The 20,343-nt window shown below is 62.6% G+C and carries 18 protein-coding genes; 14 read left to right on the plus strand and 4 right to left on the minus strand.

What is annotated here, in order from left to right; all coding sequences use genetic code 11:
- Positions 1–3 precede the first annotated feature (3 nt).
- The gene (locus AC3FMM_RS00715; RefSeq protein WP_051373359.1) at positions 4–993 is read right to left on the minus strand and encodes a LysR family transcriptional regulator; all 990 of its coding nucleotides are present in this window, start codon (positions 991–993) and stop codon (positions 4–6) included.
- Positions 994–1,255: 262 nt separating this feature from the next.
- Here AC3FMM_RS00715 and AC3FMM_RS00720 point away from each other — a divergent pair, with 262 nt between their 5' ends.
- The 14 genes from AC3FMM_RS00720 to AC3FMM_RS00785 all read left to right on the plus strand — a co-directional run bounded on the left by AC3FMM_RS00720 (position 1,256) and on the right by AC3FMM_RS00785 (position 17,572).
- Positions 1,256–2,533, plus strand: a complete 1,278-nt coding sequence (locus AC3FMM_RS00720) for an SLC5/6 family protein (RefSeq protein WP_488685964.1) — start codon at positions 1,256–1,258, stop codon at positions 2,531–2,533.
- Between the two features lie 33 nt (positions 2,534–2,566).
- On the plus strand, positions 2,567–3,766 hold the full coding sequence (locus tag AC3FMM_RS00725) for a MalY/PatB family protein (RefSeq protein WP_115699556.1): 1,200 nt from the start codon (positions 2,567–2,569) through the stop codon (positions 3,764–3,766).
- A 121-nt stretch (positions 3,767–3,887) separates the two neighbouring features.
- The gene (locus AC3FMM_RS00730; RefSeq protein WP_488685965.1) at positions 3,888–5,129 is read left to right on the plus strand and encodes a YbfB/YjiJ family MFS transporter; all 1,242 of its coding nucleotides are present in this window, start codon (positions 3,888–3,890) and stop codon (positions 5,127–5,129) included.
- Between the two features lie 150 nt (positions 5,130–5,279).
- Complete coding sequence (locus AC3FMM_RS00735) at positions 5,280–6,182, plus strand: LysR family transcriptional regulator (protein ID WP_020384466.1); 903 nt, start codon at positions 5,280–5,282, stop codon at positions 6,180–6,182.
- A 138-nt stretch (positions 6,183–6,320) separates the two neighbouring features.
- Positions 6,321–6,788 (plus strand): PaaI family thioesterase, encoded by a 468-nt coding sequence (locus AC3FMM_RS00740; RefSeq protein WP_115712096.1) that lies wholly within the window; start codon positions 6,321–6,323, stop codon positions 6,786–6,788.
- A 191-nt stretch (positions 6,789–6,979) separates the two neighbouring features.
- A complete protein-coding gene (locus AC3FMM_RS00745; RefSeq protein ID WP_025583076.1) occupies positions 6,980–8,173 on the plus strand; it encodes a CaiB/BaiF CoA transferase family protein in 1,194 nt (397 codons plus the stop codon).
- Between the two features lie 16 nt (positions 8,174–8,189).
- Positions 8,190–9,377: a 3-sulfinopropanoyl-CoA desulfinase gene (gene acdA / locus AC3FMM_RS00750; RefSeq protein ID WP_025583077.1), complete on the plus strand. Its 1,188-nt coding sequence runs from the start codon at positions 8,190–8,192 to the stop codon at positions 9,375–9,377.
- 34 nt (positions 9,378–9,411) lie between these two features.
- Positions 9,412–10,392 carry a Bug family tripartite tricarboxylate transporter substrate binding protein gene (locus AC3FMM_RS00755; protein ID WP_018006539.1) on the plus strand — a complete coding sequence of 327 codons (981 nt, stop codon included), beginning with the start codon at positions 9,412–9,414 and terminating at the stop codon, positions 10,390–10,392.
- A gap of 132 nt (positions 10,393–10,524) precedes the next feature.
- Positions 10,525–11,718, plus strand: a complete 1,194-nt coding sequence (locus tag AC3FMM_RS00760) for a mandelate racemase/muconate lactonizing enzyme family protein (RefSeq protein WP_115712098.1) — start codon at positions 10,525–10,527, stop codon at positions 11,716–11,718.
- A 64-nt stretch (positions 11,719–11,782) separates the two neighbouring features.
- On the plus strand, positions 11,783–12,736 hold the full coding sequence (locus tag AC3FMM_RS00765) for a tripartite tricarboxylate transporter substrate binding protein (protein ID WP_240987726.1): 954 nt from the start codon (positions 11,783–11,785) through the stop codon (positions 12,734–12,736).
- Positions 12,737–12,803: 67 nt separating this feature from the next.
- Positions 12,804–13,766 (plus strand): hydroxyacid dehydrogenase, encoded by a 963-nt coding sequence (locus tag AC3FMM_RS00770; protein WP_111519933.1) that lies wholly within the window; start codon positions 12,804–12,806, stop codon positions 13,764–13,766.
- A gap of 17 nt (positions 13,767–13,783) precedes the next feature.
- A complete protein-coding gene (locus AC3FMM_RS00775) occupies positions 13,784–16,069 on the plus strand; it encodes a molybdopterin-dependent oxidoreductase (protein WP_488685966.1) in 2,286 nt (761 codons plus the stop codon).
- Between the two features lie 28 nt (positions 16,070–16,097).
- Complete coding sequence (locus AC3FMM_RS00780; RefSeq protein WP_488685967.1) at positions 16,098–16,658, plus strand: cysteine dioxygenase family protein; 561 nt, start codon at positions 16,098–16,100, stop codon at positions 16,656–16,658.
- Positions 16,659–16,753: 95 nt separating this feature from the next.
- Positions 16,754–17,572 (plus strand): TSUP family transporter, encoded by an 819-nt coding sequence (locus AC3FMM_RS00785; protein ID WP_488685968.1) that lies wholly within the window; start codon positions 16,754–16,756, stop codon positions 17,570–17,572.
- 153 nt (positions 17,573–17,725) lie between these two features.
- On the opposite strand, the gene AC3FMM_RS00790 is transcribed toward AC3FMM_RS00785, so the two are convergent.
- From AC3FMM_RS00790 to AC3FMM_RS00800, 3 genes are read right to left on the minus strand one after another with little or no spacing between them, the layout of a single operon-like run.
- A complete protein-coding gene (locus AC3FMM_RS00790) occupies positions 17,726–18,706 on the minus strand; it encodes a Bug family tripartite tricarboxylate transporter substrate binding protein (RefSeq protein ID WP_488685969.1) in 981 nt (326 codons plus the stop codon).
- A gap of 46 nt (positions 18,707–18,752) precedes the next feature.
- The gene (locus AC3FMM_RS00795) at positions 18,753–19,757 is read right to left on the minus strand and encodes a uroporphyrinogen decarboxylase family protein (protein ID WP_488685970.1); all 1,005 of its coding nucleotides are present in this window, start codon (positions 19,755–19,757) and stop codon (positions 18,753–18,755) included.
- A gap of 14 nt (positions 19,758–19,771) precedes the next feature.
- On the minus strand, positions 19,772–20,317 hold the full coding sequence (locus tag AC3FMM_RS00800) for a cysteine dioxygenase family protein (RefSeq protein ID WP_198036057.1): 546 nt from the start codon (positions 20,315–20,317) through the stop codon (positions 19,772–19,774).
- Positions 20,318–20,343: the final 26 nt, after the last annotated feature.

Genomic DNA, 20,343 nt, shown 5'->3' on the forward strand with positions numbered 1-20,343 from the left:
CGGCTAGGAACTGAGTGCGCGATCCCAGACGGGCACCTCGCCAATATCGGCAACCAGGAAGTCGATGAAGCTGCGAATGACAGCGCGCGCATAACGCGAGCGGTAGTACATCGCGTACAGCGAATGTGAGATCGCCGCCCGGTATTCCGGGACCACAAGCTTCAGGTGCCCCGACAGGATATCGTGGGAGACCAGATAGGTGGGCAGGCAAGCGACACCGTAGCCTTGCAACGCAGCCTCGCGCAGCGCCAGGCTGGAATTCGAGGTCAGCCTGGATGCGATGCCGATGTGCTGCACCATCGTTTCTCGCTGGAACGTCCATGCGCCATTCATGGTCATTTCCGGATAAACCAGGCATTGATGCCGCATCAGGTCGGAAGGTTCCAGAATCGCTTCATGCCTGGCCAGGTACGCTGGCGCAGCGCAATATACCCAGTGTATGGGTGCCAGCTTGCGAGCGGCGTAGCCCGAGTCGGTGTCGCCCGTGATGCGCACCGCGACATCAAAGTTCTCTTCAGCGAGATTTACCAGCCGGTCGTCAAGTGTTACGCGCGCGTCCACATCCGGATATGCGCCGAGGTACCTGCCCACTATAGGGGTGAGTTGCTTGCTGCCGAACGCAATGGAGCAAGTCACCCTCAGTGTCCCTTCAAGGCGCTGGGACTGTCTGGTTGCATCAAGAGTGCTCTCTACGTCGGAGAGAATTCCGTTCGCCCGCTCCAGCATGATGCGACCACTATCCGTCAGCGTCATGCTGCGGGTCGTGCGCTTGACCAGCAATACGCCAAGTCGGTCTTCGAGCTGCGAAAGGCTCTTGCTCACGGCTGAAGGCGACAGATTGAGTTCTCTCGCAGCTGCGCTCAAGCTGCCCAGTTCGGCCACCCTGACAAACACAGTGATCTGTGTGAACGTTGCGAAGCTTTTAGACATATTTTCGGAGGCGCCGGCCTGGCAGCGTATGCGCGTCCCCTGTAGTGCTGAGGGCAGCATCATTCTATTCCGAAGCGTGACGCATCGCATCTACTTGGTTCGCGCCACTTACCCTGCGACGCCGGCATCTTTGACTTTCCATCAAAGATGGTTTGAAGGGAATTCGCTAACTGAATCGTCGAAAGTCCCTGAGAATGGATCGGGGTCGAAGGCGAAAGGAAATGAGGACCACCAATCCGTATGCAAGCGTCGGTGTGCTGAAAAGCAAAGAAGGCCCGACTGCCGAACTGCTTTAAAAAATAGCTTGAGAAATTATGGAGGAGAAATGGGACAACTGACCATTTCTGCTGAGGAGATGCGCGTGCCGTTTACGCGCTACGACCTCGGCTGGGTCATCCTGTGTATCGGGATGGCCATTGGTGCCGGCGTGGTGTTTTTGCCGGTCCAGGTCGGGATCATGGGAGTGTGGGTATTCATCGCATCCGTCATCCTGGCCTATCCCGCGCTCTACATGATGCAGAACCTTTATTTGAGGACGCTGTCGGAGAGCGCGGACTGCGATAGCTATGTCAGCATCATTACCCATTACCTGGGTAAGAACTGGGGCTTCTTTCTAAGTATTGCTTATCTCCTCATGCTGCTGAAGGGGATGTTGACGTACTCGTTGGCCGTGACCTTCGATAGCGCCAAGTATTTGCAGACCTTCGGTATCACCACCCAGCTGCTGTCGGATAGTCCGCTGTACTCTCTGACGATTCTGGTTGTGCTGGTGCTGATCGCGGCGCAAGGTGAGCGGTTGCTGTTCAAGGTCTCCGGGCCATTGGTGATCGTGAAGCTCGCTATTGTCCTGCTTTTGGGCTTCGTCATGATCCCGCATTGGGACATCATGGGGAATCTTCCTTCGTTCCCCGAGTTGAAGAAGCTGGCGATCGACACCGTGCTGACTTTGCCGTTCACCGTGTTCTCGATTCTCTTCGTTCAGATACTGAGTCCGATGAACATTGCGTTCCGCAAGCAAGATTCAGATCCGCGCATCGCGACATACCGCGCGATCCGCGCGCACCGGGTGGCATACGTCGTGTTGGTGGTATCGGTGTTGTTCTTCGCCACTTCGTTCACGTTCTCGCTATCGCACGAACAGGCATTGTCTGCCAAGGCACAGAACATCTCCGCACTGGCCCTGGCAGGTAGTGTGATTCCTGGGGCTGACGTGTTGCTGATGACGACCGCGCTGAACGTGTTTGCCATCGTGACTGCATTCTTTGGCCTGTACCTGGGGATCGACGAGGCTGTTTCCGGCATCGCGATCAATGTGCTGTCCCGGTTCATTCCCAGGGAGAACATCAACAGAAAGGTGGTTTCAATCGGCACATCGGTCCTGATCGTGGGAGCGCTCTGGCTTTGGGTGCAATCAAAGTTCTCGATCCTTTTGCTACAGCAAATCGCCGCGCCCATCTACGGCGTCACCTCCTTCATTATCCCGTGCCTGCTTGTCTACAAGGTTCCTGCGCTACACGCCTACAAGTCCAAGTCGGTCTACTTCGTATTCTTCGTGGGTGTGGTCGTATGCATGACGCCCGTATTGAAGGCATTGGGGTACTGAAAACGCATGATGGATGTTTGAGGGAATGATGTGATGGTAAAGGTTTCAGAGTTCGAATTTGACGACATCGTTGATCGCAGCGACTCCAGTTCGATGAAGTGGTGTTTTCCGGCCAGCTTTCTCACACCGCATCAGGTGCGAGCCGAGCCGATTCCGATGTGGCTGGCGGATATGGACTTCCGCTCCCCCAGCGTCGTCGTCGAGGCAATTCAGGGGATGGTGGCCAAGGGTGTGTTCGGATACTCCTCGGTTCCGGCGAGTTACTTCAAGGCGGTAGCGGACTGGCAGCGCCGGCGCTTTGGCTGGCCCGTCGACGAGGAATGGATCGTGCCGGTTGCGAGCGTCATTGCCGCGCTCAAGACCCTTATCCATGCCTTTTCCCGGCCAGGGGATTCGGTGTTGATCCAGCCGCCGGTATACGTGCACTTCCACCATGACGTCCTGATCAACGGGCGCCAGCTGGCGATGGCGCCGCTCAGGTTCGATGGCGAGCGCTACCGCTTTGACCCGGAGGCCTTCGAGCGCGCCATTCAAGCGGATACCAAGCTCTTCATTCTCTGCAATCCTCACAATCCCACCGGGAACGTCTGGAGCCCGGACGAGCTGCGCGCCATGGGCGACATCTGCCGTCGCCATGGTGTGCTCGTCATATCCGATGAAATCCATGGGGACTTCGTCTTCGGTGGTGGCAAGAGGCACACGCCCTTCGCCTCGCTCGGGGACGACTATGCCGACAACAGTGTCACCTGCATCTCGGCAAGCAAGACCTTCAACCTGGCGGGCCTGCAGTGCGCGAATATCGTCGTCTCTGACAAAGGTAAGCGGGACGAGATCAAGCGAACGATCGAGCGGAACATGAATGCGCACGTCAACATGGTGGGCGCATTGGCAACGGAGGCAGCCTACACGTCAGGGGACCAATGGGTAGACGCGCTAGTAGGAAAGGTGGCCGCCAACCATGAATACTTCCGCACCGAGGTGAACAGCCGTGTCGACGGGATCCGCGTTCTGGACTCGGACTCTCTGTACCTGGCCTGGATTGACTGCCGGGATCTGCAACTGCCTCCCGCAGACCTCGAGAACTTCCTGCTAACCAAGGCCCGCGTCTGGTTTGATCGTGGACCGAAGTTTGGCAAGGAGGGCCACGGCTTCATGCGTGCCAATCTGGCGTGCCCACGCCAGACGCTGGATCGCGCGATCTCGCAGTTGACTTTAGCGCTGCCGCGCAAGTGAGCAATGCCTCGCTCGAGGCGTGTCTTCGGGCATCTGGCTTATCGGAAGCCATCGTCGTACGTTCGCAATTGATGTTCAGCGCTTTATCCAGTGGGTCTGATTCCCCACGAAAATTTCTGCCATGTCACAAGATGTCACAGCTACGGAAGCAAGTGCTGGCTTGCCCCATGCAAGCGGGCTGATCGACCGGCGTGCGTTGCATGCCGCCTTCGCCGGCTTGAGTGCAAGTCTGGTCGCGATCGGACTCGCCCGTTTCGCCTACACGCCTTTGATACCGGCGTTGATTCAGGCCCACTGGTTCAGCGCTGCCGACGCTGTCTCGCTTGGCGCGGCGAACTTTGCCGGATACCTGGTGGGCGCACTGTCAGGCCGCTTGCTTGCCGCTCGCATGTCGAACCGGAACGTCATGCGCTGGATGATGCTGACCGCCACCGCGGCGTTCTTCGCGTGTGCGCTTCCGGTCTCCCGGAGTTGGTTCTTCATCTGGCGCTTCCTGTCCGGGCTTTCCGGCGGCGCCATCATGGTGCTGGTGGCAACGACAATCCTTCCTCATATCCCATCGGCCCGCCGGGCATTGGTGAGCGGCATGATATTTCTGGGTGTGGGTCTGGGCATTGCTGCGTCCGGCACCTTGGTGCCCGGATTGCTGTCGATGGGCCTTCGTGCGGCATGGCTCGGCCTGGGGGCGGTGTCACTGCTGCTCACCGTGCTGAGTTGGGACGGGTGGCCAGCCGCGGACAAGCCCGCTGGCAGACCTGCGCCAAGATCGGTGAACGAATGTGCTGCAGCCAGCCGTCCCACCCTTGCTCGCATGCTCAGAATCATCTGTATGCAGTACGCCGCTAATGCATTGGGACTGGTGCCAGCTATGGTTCTGCTGGTCGACTATGTCGCACGTGGGCTGGGACAAGGCGCGACAGTAGGCGCACGCTACTGGGTGCTCTATGGCGTCGCGGCGACTGCGGGACCGCTGTTCAGCGGATGGGCCGGGGGGAGGGTAGGCTTCGGCAATGCCTATCGGATTGCCCTGTTGCTGCAGGCGATCGCAGTTGGCCTGTTGGCAATCTCGCAGCATACCGCTGTGCTAATGGTGTCAACCATCATATTGGGCGCTTTCACGCCCGGCATCGTGCCATTGGTGCTGGGACGCATCCAGGAGTTGCTACCGCATGATGCCATCCACCAACGCGCCGCCTGGAGTCGCGCGACGGCATCGTTCGCGCTGTTCCAGGCGTTGGGCGGCTACGGCTATGCCTGGCTGTTCTCGCGCACAGACGGAAATTACGGGCTCATCTTTGCCAGCAGCGCGGTTGCGTTGTTCCTGGCCTTAGCCATGGAATTGACTGCCAGGAGGCGAGACTGACTTTTAAGCCAGTCAAGGCCAGAGCTTTTCGCTGGCGCACGTGCTCAGTCCGGCGCCATTGACACGTCTAACTAATGAGGCTACTTTCAACGATCCGCGGCTAGGGGTGAAATCCATCTCAACGCCACCTGTTCTGCCTTTGGATCGTCGATGCCCAAATCTGAAAGAGCTCAGCACCCTACCCTGCGGCAACTAGAACTACTCCTCGCACTGGTCTCTTCCGATGGCATAGCAGGCGCCGGCGCCAAGCTCGGCATGACGCCATCCGCCACCAGCCACGCGTTGCGGGCGCTGGAGGATGCGCTCGGTGTCCAGCTGGTGGAGCGCAACCAGACCGGGCTGTCGCTGACCTACGCTGGCGAACAGGTGCTGCCGCATGTGCGGGACGTGTTCGCCTCGTTGCAGCTGGTGACTGCCACGGCGCGTGCCGGCGCGGAACTGAAGACCGGGCTGATCCGCGTCGGCTCGTTCGGCGCAAGCGCGTCGCTGCATGCGCTGCCCAAGCTGCTGCAGCAGTTCCGGGCCAGGTATCCGGGCGTCAGCGTGGTCGTCACCGAACGGCCGGACGAGGAAACCAGCCAGGACCTGATCGAGCGCCGCATCGAGCTGGCCGCGGTCACTTTGCCCAAGCCCGACTTCGAGACCATTACGCTGGCGGTCGACGAGTTAGTTGCGGTGCTGCCCGCTGACCATGAGCTGGCCGCGCAGGCCGAAGTCCAGCTCGCCGAAATCACCCGCTTTCCGTTCATCATGACGCGCGCGGGTTCGCAGAAATTGATCCAGAGACTATTCGCGCGCCATGGTTGTCGTCCCACGATCGCGCATGAGCTGCTGCAGATCATGTCGATCCTGGAGTACGTGTCCCGTGGCGAAGGCGTCTCGATCCTGGCCCGGCTTGCGGTCCCGGATACGTATCCGGGCGTGCGCTATGTTCCGCTGCTGCCCCAGACCCGCCGCAGCATCGGGCTGGCTTGCCTGAGCGAGAACAAGCTGTCGCCCGCAGCCAAGGCGCTGTGGCAGGAGGCGAAGCGGTTCAGCGTGGCCAGGTACTAAGGTGGTGGTCTTCGGCTCGCATTGAAATCCGATTCAATTGCACATGAGCGAGGCCACTCTTAGGCTCGGGGCATTTGCCGGAACCCGCCCGCTGCACGCTGCGGCGTTACGGGGACTAGCCACTATTGCCTCTTGACCATGAGTGATATCGACCGCGCCGACGTCTGGATCCAGAAAGAATATTCCCCCGAGAACAGCCACTGCTATGGGTGCGGCGTCGCCAACCCTCATGGCAACGGACTCAGGACCTACCTGAACGGCACAGAAACAGTTTCCCGTTTCACGCCGGACCCGATGTACAGCGGTGGCGTGCCTGGCAACGTCTACGGCGGCATGATCGCATCGCTGTTCGATTGCCACGGCACGGCTTCCGCTGCCGCCTTTCACAGGCAGCAGTCGGACGACCCCTCCGGACCCTTGGGCCGGTTCGTTACCGCTTCACTCCAGGTCAACTTCCTTGCACCCACGCCGCAGGCGCAGGTACTGACGGTGTCGGGAAAACTGAAAGCCATCGACGGCCGCAAGGTGTGGGTCGAGATGATGCTCACGGCGGGCGAGACTCTCTGTGCCACCGCCGAGATGCTTGCCATCGCCCTGCGCAAATGACAACGCTGGCGGCTGCCTAGGGGTTTCTCCTCTCCTTGCGCCGCAATTCAATTGAGCTTGTCGGACACCGATTCTTAGAATCGATCGCATGACCTGCAAGGAGATCTTGTCATGCGATGCAGTAGAACGCCGAACCGCAGCGTGGCCGTACCAGGCCAGTGCCCAGCGGCCCAATGCTTGCGAGGTGCGCAATGAACGTGCCTCCTGACCGCCTGGCGCTGGCCGGCATCAAGGTTCTCGACCTCTCGCGGATCCTTGCCGGGCCGAGCGCGACGCAGCTGCTTGGCGACCTTGGCGCCGATGTCGTCAAGGTCGAGCGCCCCGGGGAGGGTGACGATACCCGCAAATGGGGTCCCCCATACATCGAGGACGCCGCCGGTAACCCGACGCAGGAAAGCGCGTACTACCTCAGCGCCAATCGCAACAAGCGCTCGATTGCCATCGATCTGGCGTCGGAGGCAGGGCGCGCGCTGATCCATGACCTGCTGCAGCACGCCGACGTGCTGGTGGAGAACTACAAGGTCGGTGGGCTGGCGCGCTATGGCCTGTCATACGAGCAGCTCAAGGCACAGTACCCCAGGCTGATCTACTGCTCGATCACGGGGTTCGGCCAGACCGGCCCTTACGCGCAGCGACCGGGCTACGACTTCCTGATCCAGGGCATGGGCGGCATCATGAGCCTCACCGGCGAGCCCGACGGCCAGCCGATGAAGGTCGGCGTCGGCATCGCCGATGTCATGACTGGCATGTATGCCGCGGTGGGCATCCTCGCCGCGCTGCAGTACCGCGCCGCGCATGGCCGCGGCCAGCATATCGATGTGTCGCTGCTCGATTCGCAGATTGCGTGGCTGGTGAACGGCGCCACCAACTACCTTGCCGACGGTGTGCTGCCGCAACGGCTCGGCAACGGGCATCCCAATATCGTGCCCTATCAGGTGTTCGATACCGCTGACGCACCGATGATCCTCGCGGTCGGCAACGATGGCCAGTTCGAGCGGTTCTGCGAGGTCGCCGACCTGATGCACGTCGCCGCGGATGCGCGGTTCCGCACCAACCCGGCGCGGGTTGCCAATCGCAAAGCGGTGTGCGAGCTGGTCGCCGCGGCACTACGCCAGCGTGGCCGGTCCGAATGGCTCGCCGCGCTGGAAGACGCGGGGGTGCCATGCGGCCCGGTGAACAACCTCGAAGACGTTTTCAACGACCCGCATGTCAAGGCACGGGGCGCTGAGATCCGCATGCCCTGTGAATGGGCAAAGAACGGCCAACTGCGGCTGCTCGCCAATCCGCTCAAGCTGTCAGAGACGCCCGCGACCTATCGAAAACCCCCGCCCCGGCTGGACGAGCATCGCGACGCGATCCTGAAAGACTGGCTCGGCAACTCATAAACCAATGGAGAGACGCATGTTCGAACTGACCGCTGAACAAAGAGAACTGCAACTGGCCGCGCGCGACCTGGCGCAGAACGCATTCGCACCGACCGCTGCCGACACCGACCTGACCGAGGCCTATCCCTGGCAGAACGTGGACCGGCTGCTTGCCGCAGGCTTCATGGGGATGACGATCCCGAAGGAGCTGGGCGGACAAGGTCGCAGCTACCACGATACCGTGATCGTGATCGAGGAGATGGCGAAGGCGTGCGCCACCATGGGCCGCATTACCGTCGAAGCTAACATGGGTGCGATCGGCGCCATTCTGCGCTATGGCACCGACGAGCAGCGCAAGCTCGCCGCGGCGGCCGTGCTCAGCGGCGACAAGCCCGCCATCTGCATCTCCGAGCCCAACGCCGGCAGCGCCGCCAGCGAGATGACCACCCGCGCGGACCGGGTCGGCGACGACTACATCCTGAACGGCGAAAAGTACTGGATCACCGGCGGCGGTGTCTCGCGCCTGCACTTGATCTTCGCCCGCGTGTTCGACGATGGTGTCGACCAGGGCATCGGCGCGTTCATCTGCGTGCGCGATGGCAATGCTCCCGACGGCCTGGTGATCGGCCGCCGCCTCTACGCGATGGGCGTGCGCGGCATCCCCGAGACGCATATCGAGTTCCGCGACCTGAAGATCCACAAATCCATGCTGGTGGTACCGCCGGGCGGGCTGCAGCGCGGCTTCGCGGCGCTGATGAACGCGTACAACGCGCAGCGAGTCGGTGCCGGCACGGTGGCGCTCGGCATCGCGCAGGGCGCGTTCGAGGAAGGCGTGCGCTATGCGAAGTCGCGCCAGCAGTTCGGCCGCCCCATCGCCGAATTCCAGGGCCTGCAGTGGATGATCAGCGATATGTCGGTGCAACTGGAGGCCGCGCGCTTGCTGTTGCACTCGGCCGCGTGCAGTGGCAAGGAATTTCCCGACATGGCCCGCGCCGCCCGCGCCAAGATCTTCGCCGCCGAGACGGCCAACAAGGTCACCAACGATGCGCTGCAGCTCTATGGGTCGTCTGGCTATGGCCGCCACAACCCGATGGAGCGGCACGTCCGCGATGCCCGGATGTTCACCATTGCCGGCGGCACCGCGCAGATCCTGAGAACGCAGGTCGCGGCGAGCGTGCTCGAGATGAAGCTGCCGCAGACGCGCCACGGCTACCTCGCGAAATAAGGCCGGTCGCAAAAATAACGGAGGAGACAAAGATATGAAGCGCAGAGACTTCATAAAAGCCCTGTCGTATATCGGCGCGGGGTCCATGGCGCCGCTTGTGGGTGTGCGCGCTGCGAGCGGGGCCTATCCCGCTGCGCCGGTGCGGCTGGTCGCGCCGTTCCCGCCAGGCGGCACCGTCGATATCCTGGCACGGCTGGTTTCGTCGCAACTTGCGCGCGAGCTATCCCAATCGGTGATCGTCGAGAATCGCGCCGGCGCGGGCGGCACCATCGGTGCGGATGCGGTGGCGCGCGCCAGGCCGGATGGCTACACCGTGCTGTTTGGCGCTGCGCATCACGCCATCGCCCAGACCGTCTACCCGGCGCTGCCCTATGACATCCGCAACATGGTGCCGGTCAGCTTCCTGGGGCGGGTGGACCATGTGCTGCTGGTGACCAACAAGCTGCCGGTAAAGAACGTCGCCGAACTGATCGCCTACCTGAAGGCGAATCCCGACAAGCTGGCCTACGGCTCGCCCGGCACCGGCACGCTGCACCACCTGATGGCGGAGCAGTTCAAGGCCGTCACCGGAACCCGGATGATGCATGTCCCCTACAAGGGCTCCAGCCCCGCGCTGGTCGACCTGATCTCCGGGACCATCCAGGTCTACTTCGAAACCATGCCGTCGGCGCTGCAGTATGTCCGCAGCGGAAGCGTGCGGGCGCTTGCGGTGACTTCCAGGCAGCGCTCGCGCACGCTGCCGGACCTTCCCACCATCGCCGAGTCCGGCGTGCCCAACTATGACGCGGCGAGCTGGTACGGCTTGTTCGCGCCACGCGGCACGCCGGTGCAGGTCGTTACCGCGCTCAACGGCGCCACGGCCCGGGCGTTTGCCCACGATGCCTTTGTCGAGCAATGGCGGCGCCAGGGTGCCGAGCCCGGCGGCGGCAATCCAGAGGTGCTGCGCAAGCTGCTGCTGAGCGAAGTCGACCGCTGGAGCGCCGTGGCGCGGGACGCCAACATCCGGGTCGAGTAGCACGAACTGCCCTCGTCGGGGATGTCATCACGGCATGGGAGTGCTGTGCATCCTCTCATGCCACATCTCGCAATGGTCGGCTGCCACCTGGCGCGCCGGCCATCCAACCCAAACTGCCTGGGGGAGACCATCATGAAAATTACCAAGATCGAAGTGCTCGAGGCCGAACTGTCCGGCCAGGGCGGCATTGCCTCGTGGCATCACGTATTTGTCCGGGTTCACACCGAAGAAGGCGTCAGCGGACTGGGCGAGGTCGGCATGGCGTACGGGACCGGCGCGCAGGCCGCCGGGCCGATGGTGCTGGCGCTGGGCCAGCGCTTCGTGCTGGGCCACAACGCGTTTTCGACCGAATCCGTTTGGGAGCGGATGCTGCGCAAGTCCTTCTGGGCCGAAGGCGGCGGGCCCGTGGTGTTCGGCGCCATGAGCGCGCTCGACGCGGCGCTCTGGGACATCAAAGGCAAGGCGCTTGGCTTGCCCGTGCATCGGCTGCTGGGCGCCGACACGCCGGCGCCGCTGCGCTGCTATGCCAGCCAGCTTCAGTTCGACTGGGCCGGGGAAACGGTGAACCTTGTCGACCCGGCGCGGTATCGCGAAGCCGCGGTCCGTGCGCGCGAGGAAGGCTACGACTGCGTCAAGGTCGATCCGCTGATGATCGCGCCGGACGGCAGCCGCGCTGCCAAGCTGCGCGGCATCCTGACACCCGAGCAGCGCAAGATGCTGCGCGCGCGCATGGAGGCGGTGCGGGACGGCATTGGCCCCGACGCCGACATCATCCTCGAGTTGCACTCCTTCACCTCCACGGCCGGCGCGCTGCAGGCGGCGGAAACCTTGAAGGACCTGGGGATTCTTTTTATGGAGGAGCCGACTCATTACAACGGCGCGCATGCGCACAACCGTGCCGCGCGCAAGTCGCCGGTGCCGGTAGCCGCCGGCGAGCGGCTCTATACCCGTTGGGGCTTCCTGCCGTACCTGGAGGCCGGGTCGATCGACATGATCCAGCCGGACGTGGGCCTGGTCGGTGGCATCAGCGAGGCCTGCAAGATTGCACACCTCGCGCACACCTTCGATGTGGGGGTGCAGGCCCATGTGTGCGGATCGCCGCTGGCCACAGCGATTGCGCTGCAGTTCGAAGCGGCCATCCCCAATTTCGAGATTCATGAGCACCACACGTATGCGCTGAAGGCGTGTAACAGGGATCTGTTTATCGAGGATCTGCAGCCGCAGGGCGGCCGCTTCCACGTGCCGACGGCACCGGGCCTGGGCATGACGCTCGCGCCCGAAGCAGAGCGGCGCATGGTTACCACCTTCGTCGAGCTCGGCGATTAAGCAGCAGGCAGGGCGCAGCCCCGGCATATCCCCGGCAAAACATAAGATCGATTGGAGACAAAGCATGCGAGCACTACTTTCCCTGTTTCTCTTAAGCGCCGTCGTGTCCCCCGCGATGGCGCAGGACGGCTACCCGAGCCGACCGGTCACCGCCTTGGTCGGGTATCTTCCGGGCGGTGCCGCGGACCTTGTCACGCGCAAGCTGGCAGCGGTCATGGCGCCCAGGTTCCCCTCGGGCATCGTGGTCGAAAACAAGCCGGGTGTCGGTGGCAGCCTGGCGGTGTCGACGCTCGCGATGGCCAAGCCAGACGGGTATCAGTTCGCATTCGTACCCAACTCGAACCTGGCGCTGTCGCCGCAGGTCAATTCGTTGTCCTATAAATCGCCGGACGATGTCACGCCAGTCATCAACATCGTCAACTTCGCCCCGGTGATGCTGGTGCCGAGCAGTTCGCCTTACCAGACGCTGCAGGACTTGCTCAATGCGGCCAAGAAGGCCCCGGAAAGCCTTAGCGTGGGTTTTCCGGGCGTGACGACTCTGAGCCATCTCAACCTGCTCCAGTTCGAGCGCCTGGCCGGTGTGCAGCTGATCGACGTGGCCCAGAAGGGTTGGGGAGAAGGGGGTCCCCAATTGCTGGGCGGGCACATCACCGCCGCGATCGCGCAGCCCATCGAGGCGGTGCCGTACCTGAAGTCAGGAAAGATGCGTGCGCTCGGCTCCTTCAGCGAAACGCGGCAGTCACGATTGCCGGACGTGCCAACGATGAAGGAGCAGGGCGTCGCGGCGGATTTCGGCGTGCGCTACCTCATCGTCGTTCCCAAAGGAACGCCGGCACCCGTGGTGAAGTACATCCATGATGCCGCCAAGGCGGCCATGGAAACGCCGGAATTCAGGAAATTTGCCGCGGACAACGCGCTGGATATCGCCTACCAGGATGGTGCCACCGCGCGCGAGGCGGCCTGGGCGGACTACCGCAAGTACACGCCGGTGCTCAAGCAAAGCGGGCTGCTGAAGTAGACCTGGCATCGATGATCGAGACCGAAGTCGACGGCGTAACCGAGCGCCCGGAACCACGAGAGCCAACATGAAGATCCTGATCCCCGAGTTGATTCACCCCCGGTCCCTGGAGCGCCTGCGCAAGGAGCACGAGGTCGTGTTCGACCCTACCCTCTTCGCGCGCCAGGGGGCGCTGCTGGATGCCGCGCGCGATGCCCAGGCCCTGATCGTCCGAAACCGTACGCAGGTGCGTGGCGAGCTGCTCGATGCGCTCGGCCAGTGCCGGGCCGTTGGTCGCCTTGGGGTCGGCCTTGACAATATCGACGTTCCCGCCTGCCAGGAGCGCGGTATCGAAGTGATCCCGGCCCTCGGAGCCAACGCCCGCTCCGTGGCGGAGTATGTCGTGACCTGCGCCATGCTGCTGCTCAGGTTTTCCCACTACAGCGTCAGCGACACGCTGGCCGATGGCTGCTGGACCCGTCCGGCAACGCCGGAAGGCCATGAGGTCTGTGGTCGGACGCTGGGCCTGGTGGGATTCGGCTCGATCGGCCAGTTGACCGGCCGCCTGGCCAGCCGGCTGGACATGCGCGTGGTGGCGCATGACGCCGCGCTTCGGCCGGGGACGTCGCCCGACTTCCCATGCGAAATGCTTCCCCTGAACGAATTGCTGGCCGTCAGTGACGTCGTCAGTCTGCACGTTCCGCTGATGCCGGAGACACGTAGCCTCATCAATGCGGACCGGCTCGCCATGATGCGGCCTGAAGCGGTGCTGATCAATGCCGCGCGAGGGGGCATCGTCGACGAGGCAGCTCTGGCGCGCGCCCTGACGGAAAAAAAGCTCCGGGCGGCCGCACTGGATGTATTCGACGACGAACCGCTGCCTGGCGGGTCGGTGCTGGCGGGGGTGCCGAACCTGCTGCTGACACCGCACGTAGCCGGCGTGACCGCCGATTCGGAGCTGCGAGTTTGTGAACTGGTGGCGCAGCGGGTCCTGGGTGTGCTGGCCAGGACGTCCGGGGACGCGACAGTGCTGCGGCAAGCGCCGAAGTGAGCGGCAGGAGGAAATCCATGGCAGTCCAGAAATTTAGCCATTGCAGCCATTGGGGCGCCTATACCCTGCTGGTGGAGAACAACCGGATCGTCGGGGTCGAGCCGTTCGCAGGAGATCCGTCGCCGTCACCGGTCATCCACTCGGTGAAGTACTGGGCCGAGTCCGCCAACCGGATTGCTCAGCCCATGGTCCGGAAGAGCTGGCTCGCCAAGCGCGGGCCGGGCGAGCGAAAGGCCAACGAAGCGTTCGTGCCGGTGTCCTGGGAGCAGGCCAACCAGATCGTCGCCAGCGAGATCGATCGCGTGCGCCATGAGTACGGCAATGCGTCGATCTTCGCGGGCTCCTATGGCTGGACCAGCTGCGGGCGGTTCCATCATGCCCCCTCGCAGATCAAGCGGATGCTGAACCTGGTCGGCGGCTATACCGGCCATGTCGATACCTACAGCATTGCCGCCGGCCCGGTCATCCTGCGCCACGTCCTCGGCGACAGCGAGGCCTGCAATGGTGGCGCCACCACGCTCGATGCCGTGGCCAGGCATGCGCAAACCGTTGTTGTCTTCGGCGGGCTGTCGCCCCGCACGGCCCAGAGCGAGGCCGGCGGTGTTGCACGCCACCAGCTCGAATCCCATTTGCGGGCCATGGTCGATAACGGCGTCAGGTTCTTCCTGGTCTCGCCGATGCGTGACGATTTGCCGGAGTGGGTGCCGGCCGAATGGCTGCCCGTGCGCCCGAACACCGATGCCGCGGTCATGTTGGGGCTGGCCGGAGAAATCGTCTCGGCGAACCGGCACGACCAGGCGTTCCTGAACCGTTATTGCAGCGGCTCCGATCGCTTCCTGGCCTATCTGGCCGGACAGCATGACGGCGTGCGGAAAGACGCGGAGTGGGCCTCGCGGATATCGAGCCTTGACGTTGGTTGTCTCAACGCGCTCGCCCGCCGCCTGGTCGATACGCGTTCGATGATCACCGTGAGCTGGAGCCTGCAGCGGGCAGACCATGGCGAGCAGCCATACTGGGCGGCCCTGGCGCTGGCGTCGGTGATCGGCCAGATCGGACTGCCCGGCACTGGCGTCGGCTTTGGCTATGGTTCCCTTGGCGGTGTCGGATCGCCGCTTTCCCAGGCGCAATCTCCGGCGTTCCCGCAGGGCGCAAAACCCAATGCAGACTTTATCCCGTGCGCACGCATCGCCGACCTGCTGCTGAAGCCGGGGCGAGAGTTCACGTACGAGGGCATGACGCACACCTACCCTGACATACGGCTGGTGTACTGGGCGGGCGGAAATCCGTTTCACCACCATCAGGATCTGAATCGGCTGCGCAAGGCGTGGTCTCGTCCCGATACCATTATCGTGCAGGAGCCGATGTGGACAGCAACGGCCCGCCGCGCCGACATTGTGCTGCCCGCGACCACCTCCATCGAGCGCAACGATATTGCGGGCAACCGCCGTTCCGACCACCTGATCGCCATGCATCAGGCCATCCGTCCCGTGGGCATGGCGCGCAACGACTACGACATCGTCCGCGGTATCGCCGCGTGTCTCGGTGTGGAATGCGCCTTCAGCGAAGGGCGGGATGAGATGCAGTGGATCCGCATGATGTACGAACGCTCGGCGCGGCACAGCCGGGAAAGGCTGGGCGTCGAGCTGCCGGAGTTCGAGACATTCTGGGAACGTGGATCGGCGCCCGTGCCGACCAGGCCCATGTTCACCTATCTCGACGCTTTCCGGCGTGATCCCGACGGGCATCGCCTCAACACGGAAAGCGGGCGCATCGTGTTGGGTAGCGACAAGCTAGCCACGCTTTGCCTTGACGACTGTCCGCCGTGCCCGTCCTGGATCCCGCCCGCCGAGTGGCTGGGCTGCGCCGGCCCGGAAGAATTTCACCTGGTGTCCCGCCAGCCGGCCGGCAAGCTGCATAGCCAGCTGGACGAGGCGCCGGTCAGCATGGCGACCAAGCATAACGGCCGTGAGCGGGTGTGGATCCATCCGGGCGATGCGGCAAGGCTGTCGATATCCGATGGCGACGCGGTGCGGCTATGGAATGACCGGGGACAGTGCCTGGCATCGGCATCCGTTACCGATGCGGTTCGGCCAGGCGTGCTGATGCTGCCGACGGGCGCGTGGTATGCGCCGGAAGACGAGGGGCCGAACGCCTTAGATGTCGCCGGCAATCCGAACGTGCTGACCCTGGACAAATGCAGCTCCGGCTTCTCGCAAGGCTGTGCGGCTCACACTTGCCTTGTCAGGATGGAAAAGCATCAACCAGGGCGGCCTGGCAGTGACCTGGGCCGCGCGACGACGTAAGGCTTTGACCCCAGAAAGGAGACATGCAATGAATCTGCCCCAGGTTTTTACCGACTTTATCGCCGGAATGACCCGGATCGTCGATACCGCTGAAGGCAACGAGCGCCGCATCCTCGATGCGGGCGAGAAGCTGCTTGGCGAACTGATTGCCGTGGATGACTGGTTGCCGGAGGCGTACGCGCAGCCGCATCCCCAGTACTACGGCCAATACCTTCTCTATGCCGACCCGGGCGATAGGTTCTCGGTGGTCAGCTTTGTCTGGGGCCCGGGCCAGAAGACCCCGGTGCATGACCACACGGTGTGGGCCCTCATCGGCATGCTACGCGGTGCCGAGACGTCCGAACGATTCGAAGTCGCTGCGCCTGGCAAGCCGATGCGTTCCCTCGGCAAAGACATTCTCAAGCCCGGTCACGTCGATCGGGTGTCGCCGTCGATTGGAGATATTCACCGCGTGGCGAATGCGCATGACGACAGCGTGTCGATCAGCATCCATGTTTATGGGGGGAACATCGGCAAGATCTCACGTCATGTCTATGACGAGCACACCGGGGAGCAGAAGACTTTTATCTCCGGTTACACCAACGCCTAACTGGCACGCGGATGAGAGCTACCTGGTCGGAGAGGGCAGGTAGCCACTGTATACCGAGGGTTCACAATCTCGTTCTAACGCCTCACATCGCAGGCGTGACGGTCGAATCGGAAAAGCGCGTTGACGAGATCCTTGTCGCCGGCGTGCTCGAATCGTTTGGAGGCATGATGCTGGCTGGTGATGAGAAGGTTCACTTGCTGTTCCTGCTGTTTGTCGCGCTAGCGGTCTATACCTCGAATGTGACCGGATTTGCGCTGGCCCTTGTGCTGCTGGGGCTGGTCGGACTTACCGACATTGTTCCGCTGCCGGATGCGGTGAATGCGGTGACGGTCATCATCATCGTGAACGCCGGCCTTTTCCTCTACAAACGCCGTCCGTTACGCATTGAGCCGGCGATCAAACCTGCCATCACCGGGAGTCTGGCGGGTTCGCTTATCGGAATGGCTTTCCTTACCTACCTGGCCAATAACTCGTTCCACACCTTGCGTACCTTGCTGGGAATCTGCGTGATCGCATGTGCCCTGGTTCTATGGAAGGTGGCGGAACCGTATCCGGAGCCCTCAGGCGCCAAGACGTTTGCGCTGGTCGGGGCGCTGTCTGGCGTGCTCGGCGGCATGTTTGCGACGGCTGCGCCGCCACTGGTGTATGCCGTCTACCGGCAGCCGTGGCCGGTGCAGGTCATCCAGGAGTCGTTGATATTCAGTTTTGGCGTTGGCGCAGTACTGAGACTGGTGGTGATGGGTGTATCCGGCCAGATCAGCCCACTTGCTATCCAGCTTGCCGCAGAGGCGCTGCCAGTCGCTGTGGCGGTCACTGCTTTTGCCGCGAACCGTCAGCCACCAGTATCCAGGGCAACGCTCAAGCACCTCGTTTGCGTGCTATTGGTGTTCACCGGTCTTGGCATCTTGCTATAAGGCAGCTCGCCGATGCGAGGCCGGAACGTAAGAGAACCGGGTATTCCCGTCGCGGCAATCGCCGTCGCATGAAGCGACGCTCGAAAAGCGTTCAGAGCCACAGCTCTGAACGCCCTTGTCTTTCCAGGTCAAACAGACTGTGCCGCTGCCATCCTATTGCAGTTGAATATTCGCCTGCTTCACCACCGCCCGCCATTTGCTCAGGTCAGCTGACAGCGTGCTGGCGAGCCTGGCTGGATCGCCCCCTAGCGGGCTCGCTCCCATCTCGGCCAGGGCTTTTGCTACGTCAGGACTCGTCAGCGTTCTGTTGATCGCCGCGTTCATGCGCTGAACGATCGGATCGGGTGTCCCCTTGGGCGCCAACACGGCAAACCACGTTGACGAGACGAGCAAGGGGTGTCCCAGCTCCGTCGTCGTGGGAACGTCGGGCAAGGCAGGAGACCGCTTTGCCGACAGGATGGCCAGCGCCTTGACCTTGTGCGCCTTGACCTGGCCAATGATGCCCGGTACCAGTTGGAACATCACCTGGATGTCGTTGGCGAGGAGGTTGGTTGTGGCTGTCCCCGGCGCGCTATAAGGAACATGGGTCATGCTGACGCCGGTCTCCCGGTTGAACAATTCTCCCGCCAGGTGCATCGAGCTTCCATTGCCTGAGCTGCCATAGTTGAGTTCTCCATGGTGCGATCTGGCGTAGGAGATAAAGTCTGCCAACGCGTTCACCGGCAAGGTGTTGTTGACCACCAGAACGTTTGGCACCTCGGCAACCATGGAAACCGGCGTGAAGCTTGATTGGGGATCGAAGGGCAACTTGCGGTACAGGCTGGGGTTGACGGCCAGCGTGCCAGCCCAGGACAGCAGAAAGGTGTAGCCGTTCGGCTTTGCGGTGGCCGCCAGTCCGGCGCCAATGTTCCCGTTGGCCCCACCGCGATTATCGACGACAACGGTCGCATTCAGTTCCCGCTTGAGATTCTGCGCCAGCAGCCGGGCGATGGTGTCGCCGGTGCCGCCGCCAGCCGGCGCGGGAACGATCAGGCTGATTGGCTTGGACGGCTCCGGCCATGCATCGGCATAGCCCGCTTGCGCGGCCGCCAGCAGCGCGGCTGCAATGCTTACCTTGAAAACATGCTTGAACATGGTGTCTCCTGTTGTTGTACGTGTGCTGACCTTGTGCTGCATTACGCTACAACGCTACCGTGTTGTGGTCGCGCGCTGCTTCCAGAACGGCCTGGATGGCGCTATCGCCAGTCGCGACCGGCAGCACGCATCCGGGTCCGATGATCAGGCGCCGGCCGTCGGTCTGCTCGATGGCGTCCCCGACCTCGCCGGCAATCTCCTTGGGGGTGCCGCGGACGAGTGTGTTGTGCTCGTTCAGCCCGCCCACCAGCACTTGCGAGAATTTCTGTCGAGCGCGCCGCAGATCCGGATCGGTCAGTCGATCATGCCAGTTGAACAGCTGTACGGGGTAGCTGGAGAGCAGATCAAACATGATGTCATCGCCGTGGGCGTGAAGCATGTTGAACTGACAGCGGCCGCGCAAGGCTTCGAGTATTTCAATGTCGTACTTCGCACCGAAGCGCTCATATTCGGTAACGGTAAGAAGCCGGTGCGATGCAAGTTGGGTGGCCAGGAATATTCCATGCGCGCCCGCACGAATCGCGTCGAGACAGAATTCGATGGTGACGTCGGTGATCACGCGCAGCGCGGCTTCGAGGGCATCCGGGTTGCAGCGGATGTCGGCAAACATGCCATCCGTGGCTAGCTTGCGGGCTGTCGTCAGCGGGCTGAAAACCGTTTGCAGAATCGGTACCGAACCATTGAGCCCGCCCGCGGCTTGCGCCAGCGCAACGTTTTGCTGTCCCCACGACCCGGCTCGCGCGTTGAGGTGCCGGATTTTCTTCCAGTCTTCCGTGCGTTTGACGGCGGCATTGGTCACGACCCGGGCGCCGTTCGTCGCGCCCGTATACGCGGTAGCTGCGCCCCAGTCTTCCACACTGAAAGTGCCGGGAGGCATGAACTTCACGAAGTCGAACCGCCACTTTTCCTGCCACGCTATCGTATGCCGGGCCAGCCTGCCGGGGTCCATATCTTCGACGGGGAAATGCCGCCAAAGCGAGATGGGAATCTGCTCCATGGCATCGCCGCGCAATACAGCGTCCATGCGTTTCCAGTGATCGATGTTCTTCACGATGGCAACTCCCTTCAAATTGTGGTCGGTTCCAGAAGCGGCAGGACGTTGTTGACGCCGTGACGCAGTTCCGTTGCGGGAACGCCGTATACGTGTACCGAGATGGCCGTTTCGCTGCGGCGATTGCGAATGCGATGAATCTGGTTCAGGCCTGCACGGCCACAGCCGCCGTCGCCCGGTCCTTTTAAGCCACTGTTAGCGGCGACGGCGCCGTGGCACGCGGCGTCGTATGAGAACCGCTCTTCGAAGAGTTCTCCCGAAACCACCGAGTAGGCGCACCAGGTGTGATGGGCATGTACCGGGCTGGCCTGGCCTTCCTTCCATACCAGGGCAAGAACGGTGTAGCGGCGGTCCGGATCGCTATGCAGGACATGGCGCGCATAGCTTTCTTCGCCTGGTGTGCGTTGCGCGTCCGGGAGCCAGACCCCTGAGCGGAAGGCCTGCTGGATGGCCGCGCGGACGGCGCTGACATCGGTATCCCGGGCGTTGTCGAGAATCCCGTCTATGGCGCTGGTGAGGACCGCCAAGGCGGCCGAAGGAGACTGCGTTGATTTGCACATTTGCGATTTCCAAAAGGTCGAGCACA

The organism is Cupriavidus sp. 207A1, from assembly GCF_057798955.1.

Excerpts from the sequence above, each read along its gene's own strand:
- AC3FMM_RS00715 (WP_051373359.1), bottom strand. The coding sequence starts at position 993 with ATGATGCTGCCCTCAGCACTACAGGGGACGCGCATACGCTGCCAGGCC.
- AC3FMM_RS00720 (WP_488685964.1), top strand. The coding sequence starts at position 1,256 with ATGGGACAACTGACCATTTCTGCTGAGGAGATGCGCGTGCCGTTTACG.
- AC3FMM_RS00725 (WP_115699556.1), top strand. The coding sequence starts at position 2,567 with ATGGTAAAGGTTTCAGAGTTCGAATTTGACGACATCGTTGATCGCAGC.
- AC3FMM_RS00730 (WP_488685965.1), top strand. The coding sequence starts at position 3,888 with ATGTCACAAGATGTCACAGCTACGGAAGCAAGTGCTGGCTTGCCCCAT.
- AC3FMM_RS00735 (WP_020384466.1), top strand. The coding sequence starts at position 5,280 with ATGCCCAAATCTGAAAGAGCTCAGCACCCTACCCTGCGGCAACTAGAA.
- AC3FMM_RS00740 (WP_115712096.1), top strand. The coding sequence starts at position 6,321 with ATGAGTGATATCGACCGCGCCGACGTCTGGATCCAGAAAGAATATTCC.
- AC3FMM_RS00745 (WP_025583076.1), top strand. The coding sequence starts at position 6,980 with ATGAACGTGCCTCCTGACCGCCTGGCGCTGGCCGGCATCAAGGTTCTC.
- acdA (WP_025583077.1), top strand. The coding sequence starts at position 8,190 with ATGTTCGAACTGACCGCTGAACAAAGAGAACTGCAACTGGCCGCGCGC.
- AC3FMM_RS00755 (WP_018006539.1), top strand. The coding sequence starts at position 9,412 with ATGAAGCGCAGAGACTTCATAAAAGCCCTGTCGTATATCGGCGCGGGG.
- AC3FMM_RS00760 (WP_115712098.1), top strand. The coding sequence starts at position 10,525 with ATGAAAATTACCAAGATCGAAGTGCTCGAGGCCGAACTGTCCGGCCAG.
- AC3FMM_RS00765 (WP_240987726.1), top strand. The coding sequence starts at position 11,783 with ATGCGAGCACTACTTTCCCTGTTTCTCTTAAGCGCCGTCGTGTCCCCC.
- AC3FMM_RS00770 (WP_111519933.1), top strand. The coding sequence starts at position 12,804 with ATGAAGATCCTGATCCCCGAGTTGATTCACCCCCGGTCCCTGGAGCGC.
- AC3FMM_RS00775 (WP_488685966.1), top strand. The coding sequence starts at position 13,784 with ATGGCAGTCCAGAAATTTAGCCATTGCAGCCATTGGGGCGCCTATACC.
- AC3FMM_RS00780 (WP_488685967.1), top strand. The coding sequence starts at position 16,098 with ATGAATCTGCCCCAGGTTTTTACCGACTTTATCGCCGGAATGACCCGG.
- AC3FMM_RS00790 (WP_488685969.1), bottom strand. The coding sequence starts at position 18,706 with ATGTTCAAGCATGTTTTCAAGGTAAGCATTGCAGCCGCGCTGCTGGCG.
- AC3FMM_RS00800 (WP_198036057.1), bottom strand. The coding sequence starts at position 20,317 with ATGTGCAAATCAACGCAGTCTCCTTCGGCCGCCTTGGCGGTCCTCACC.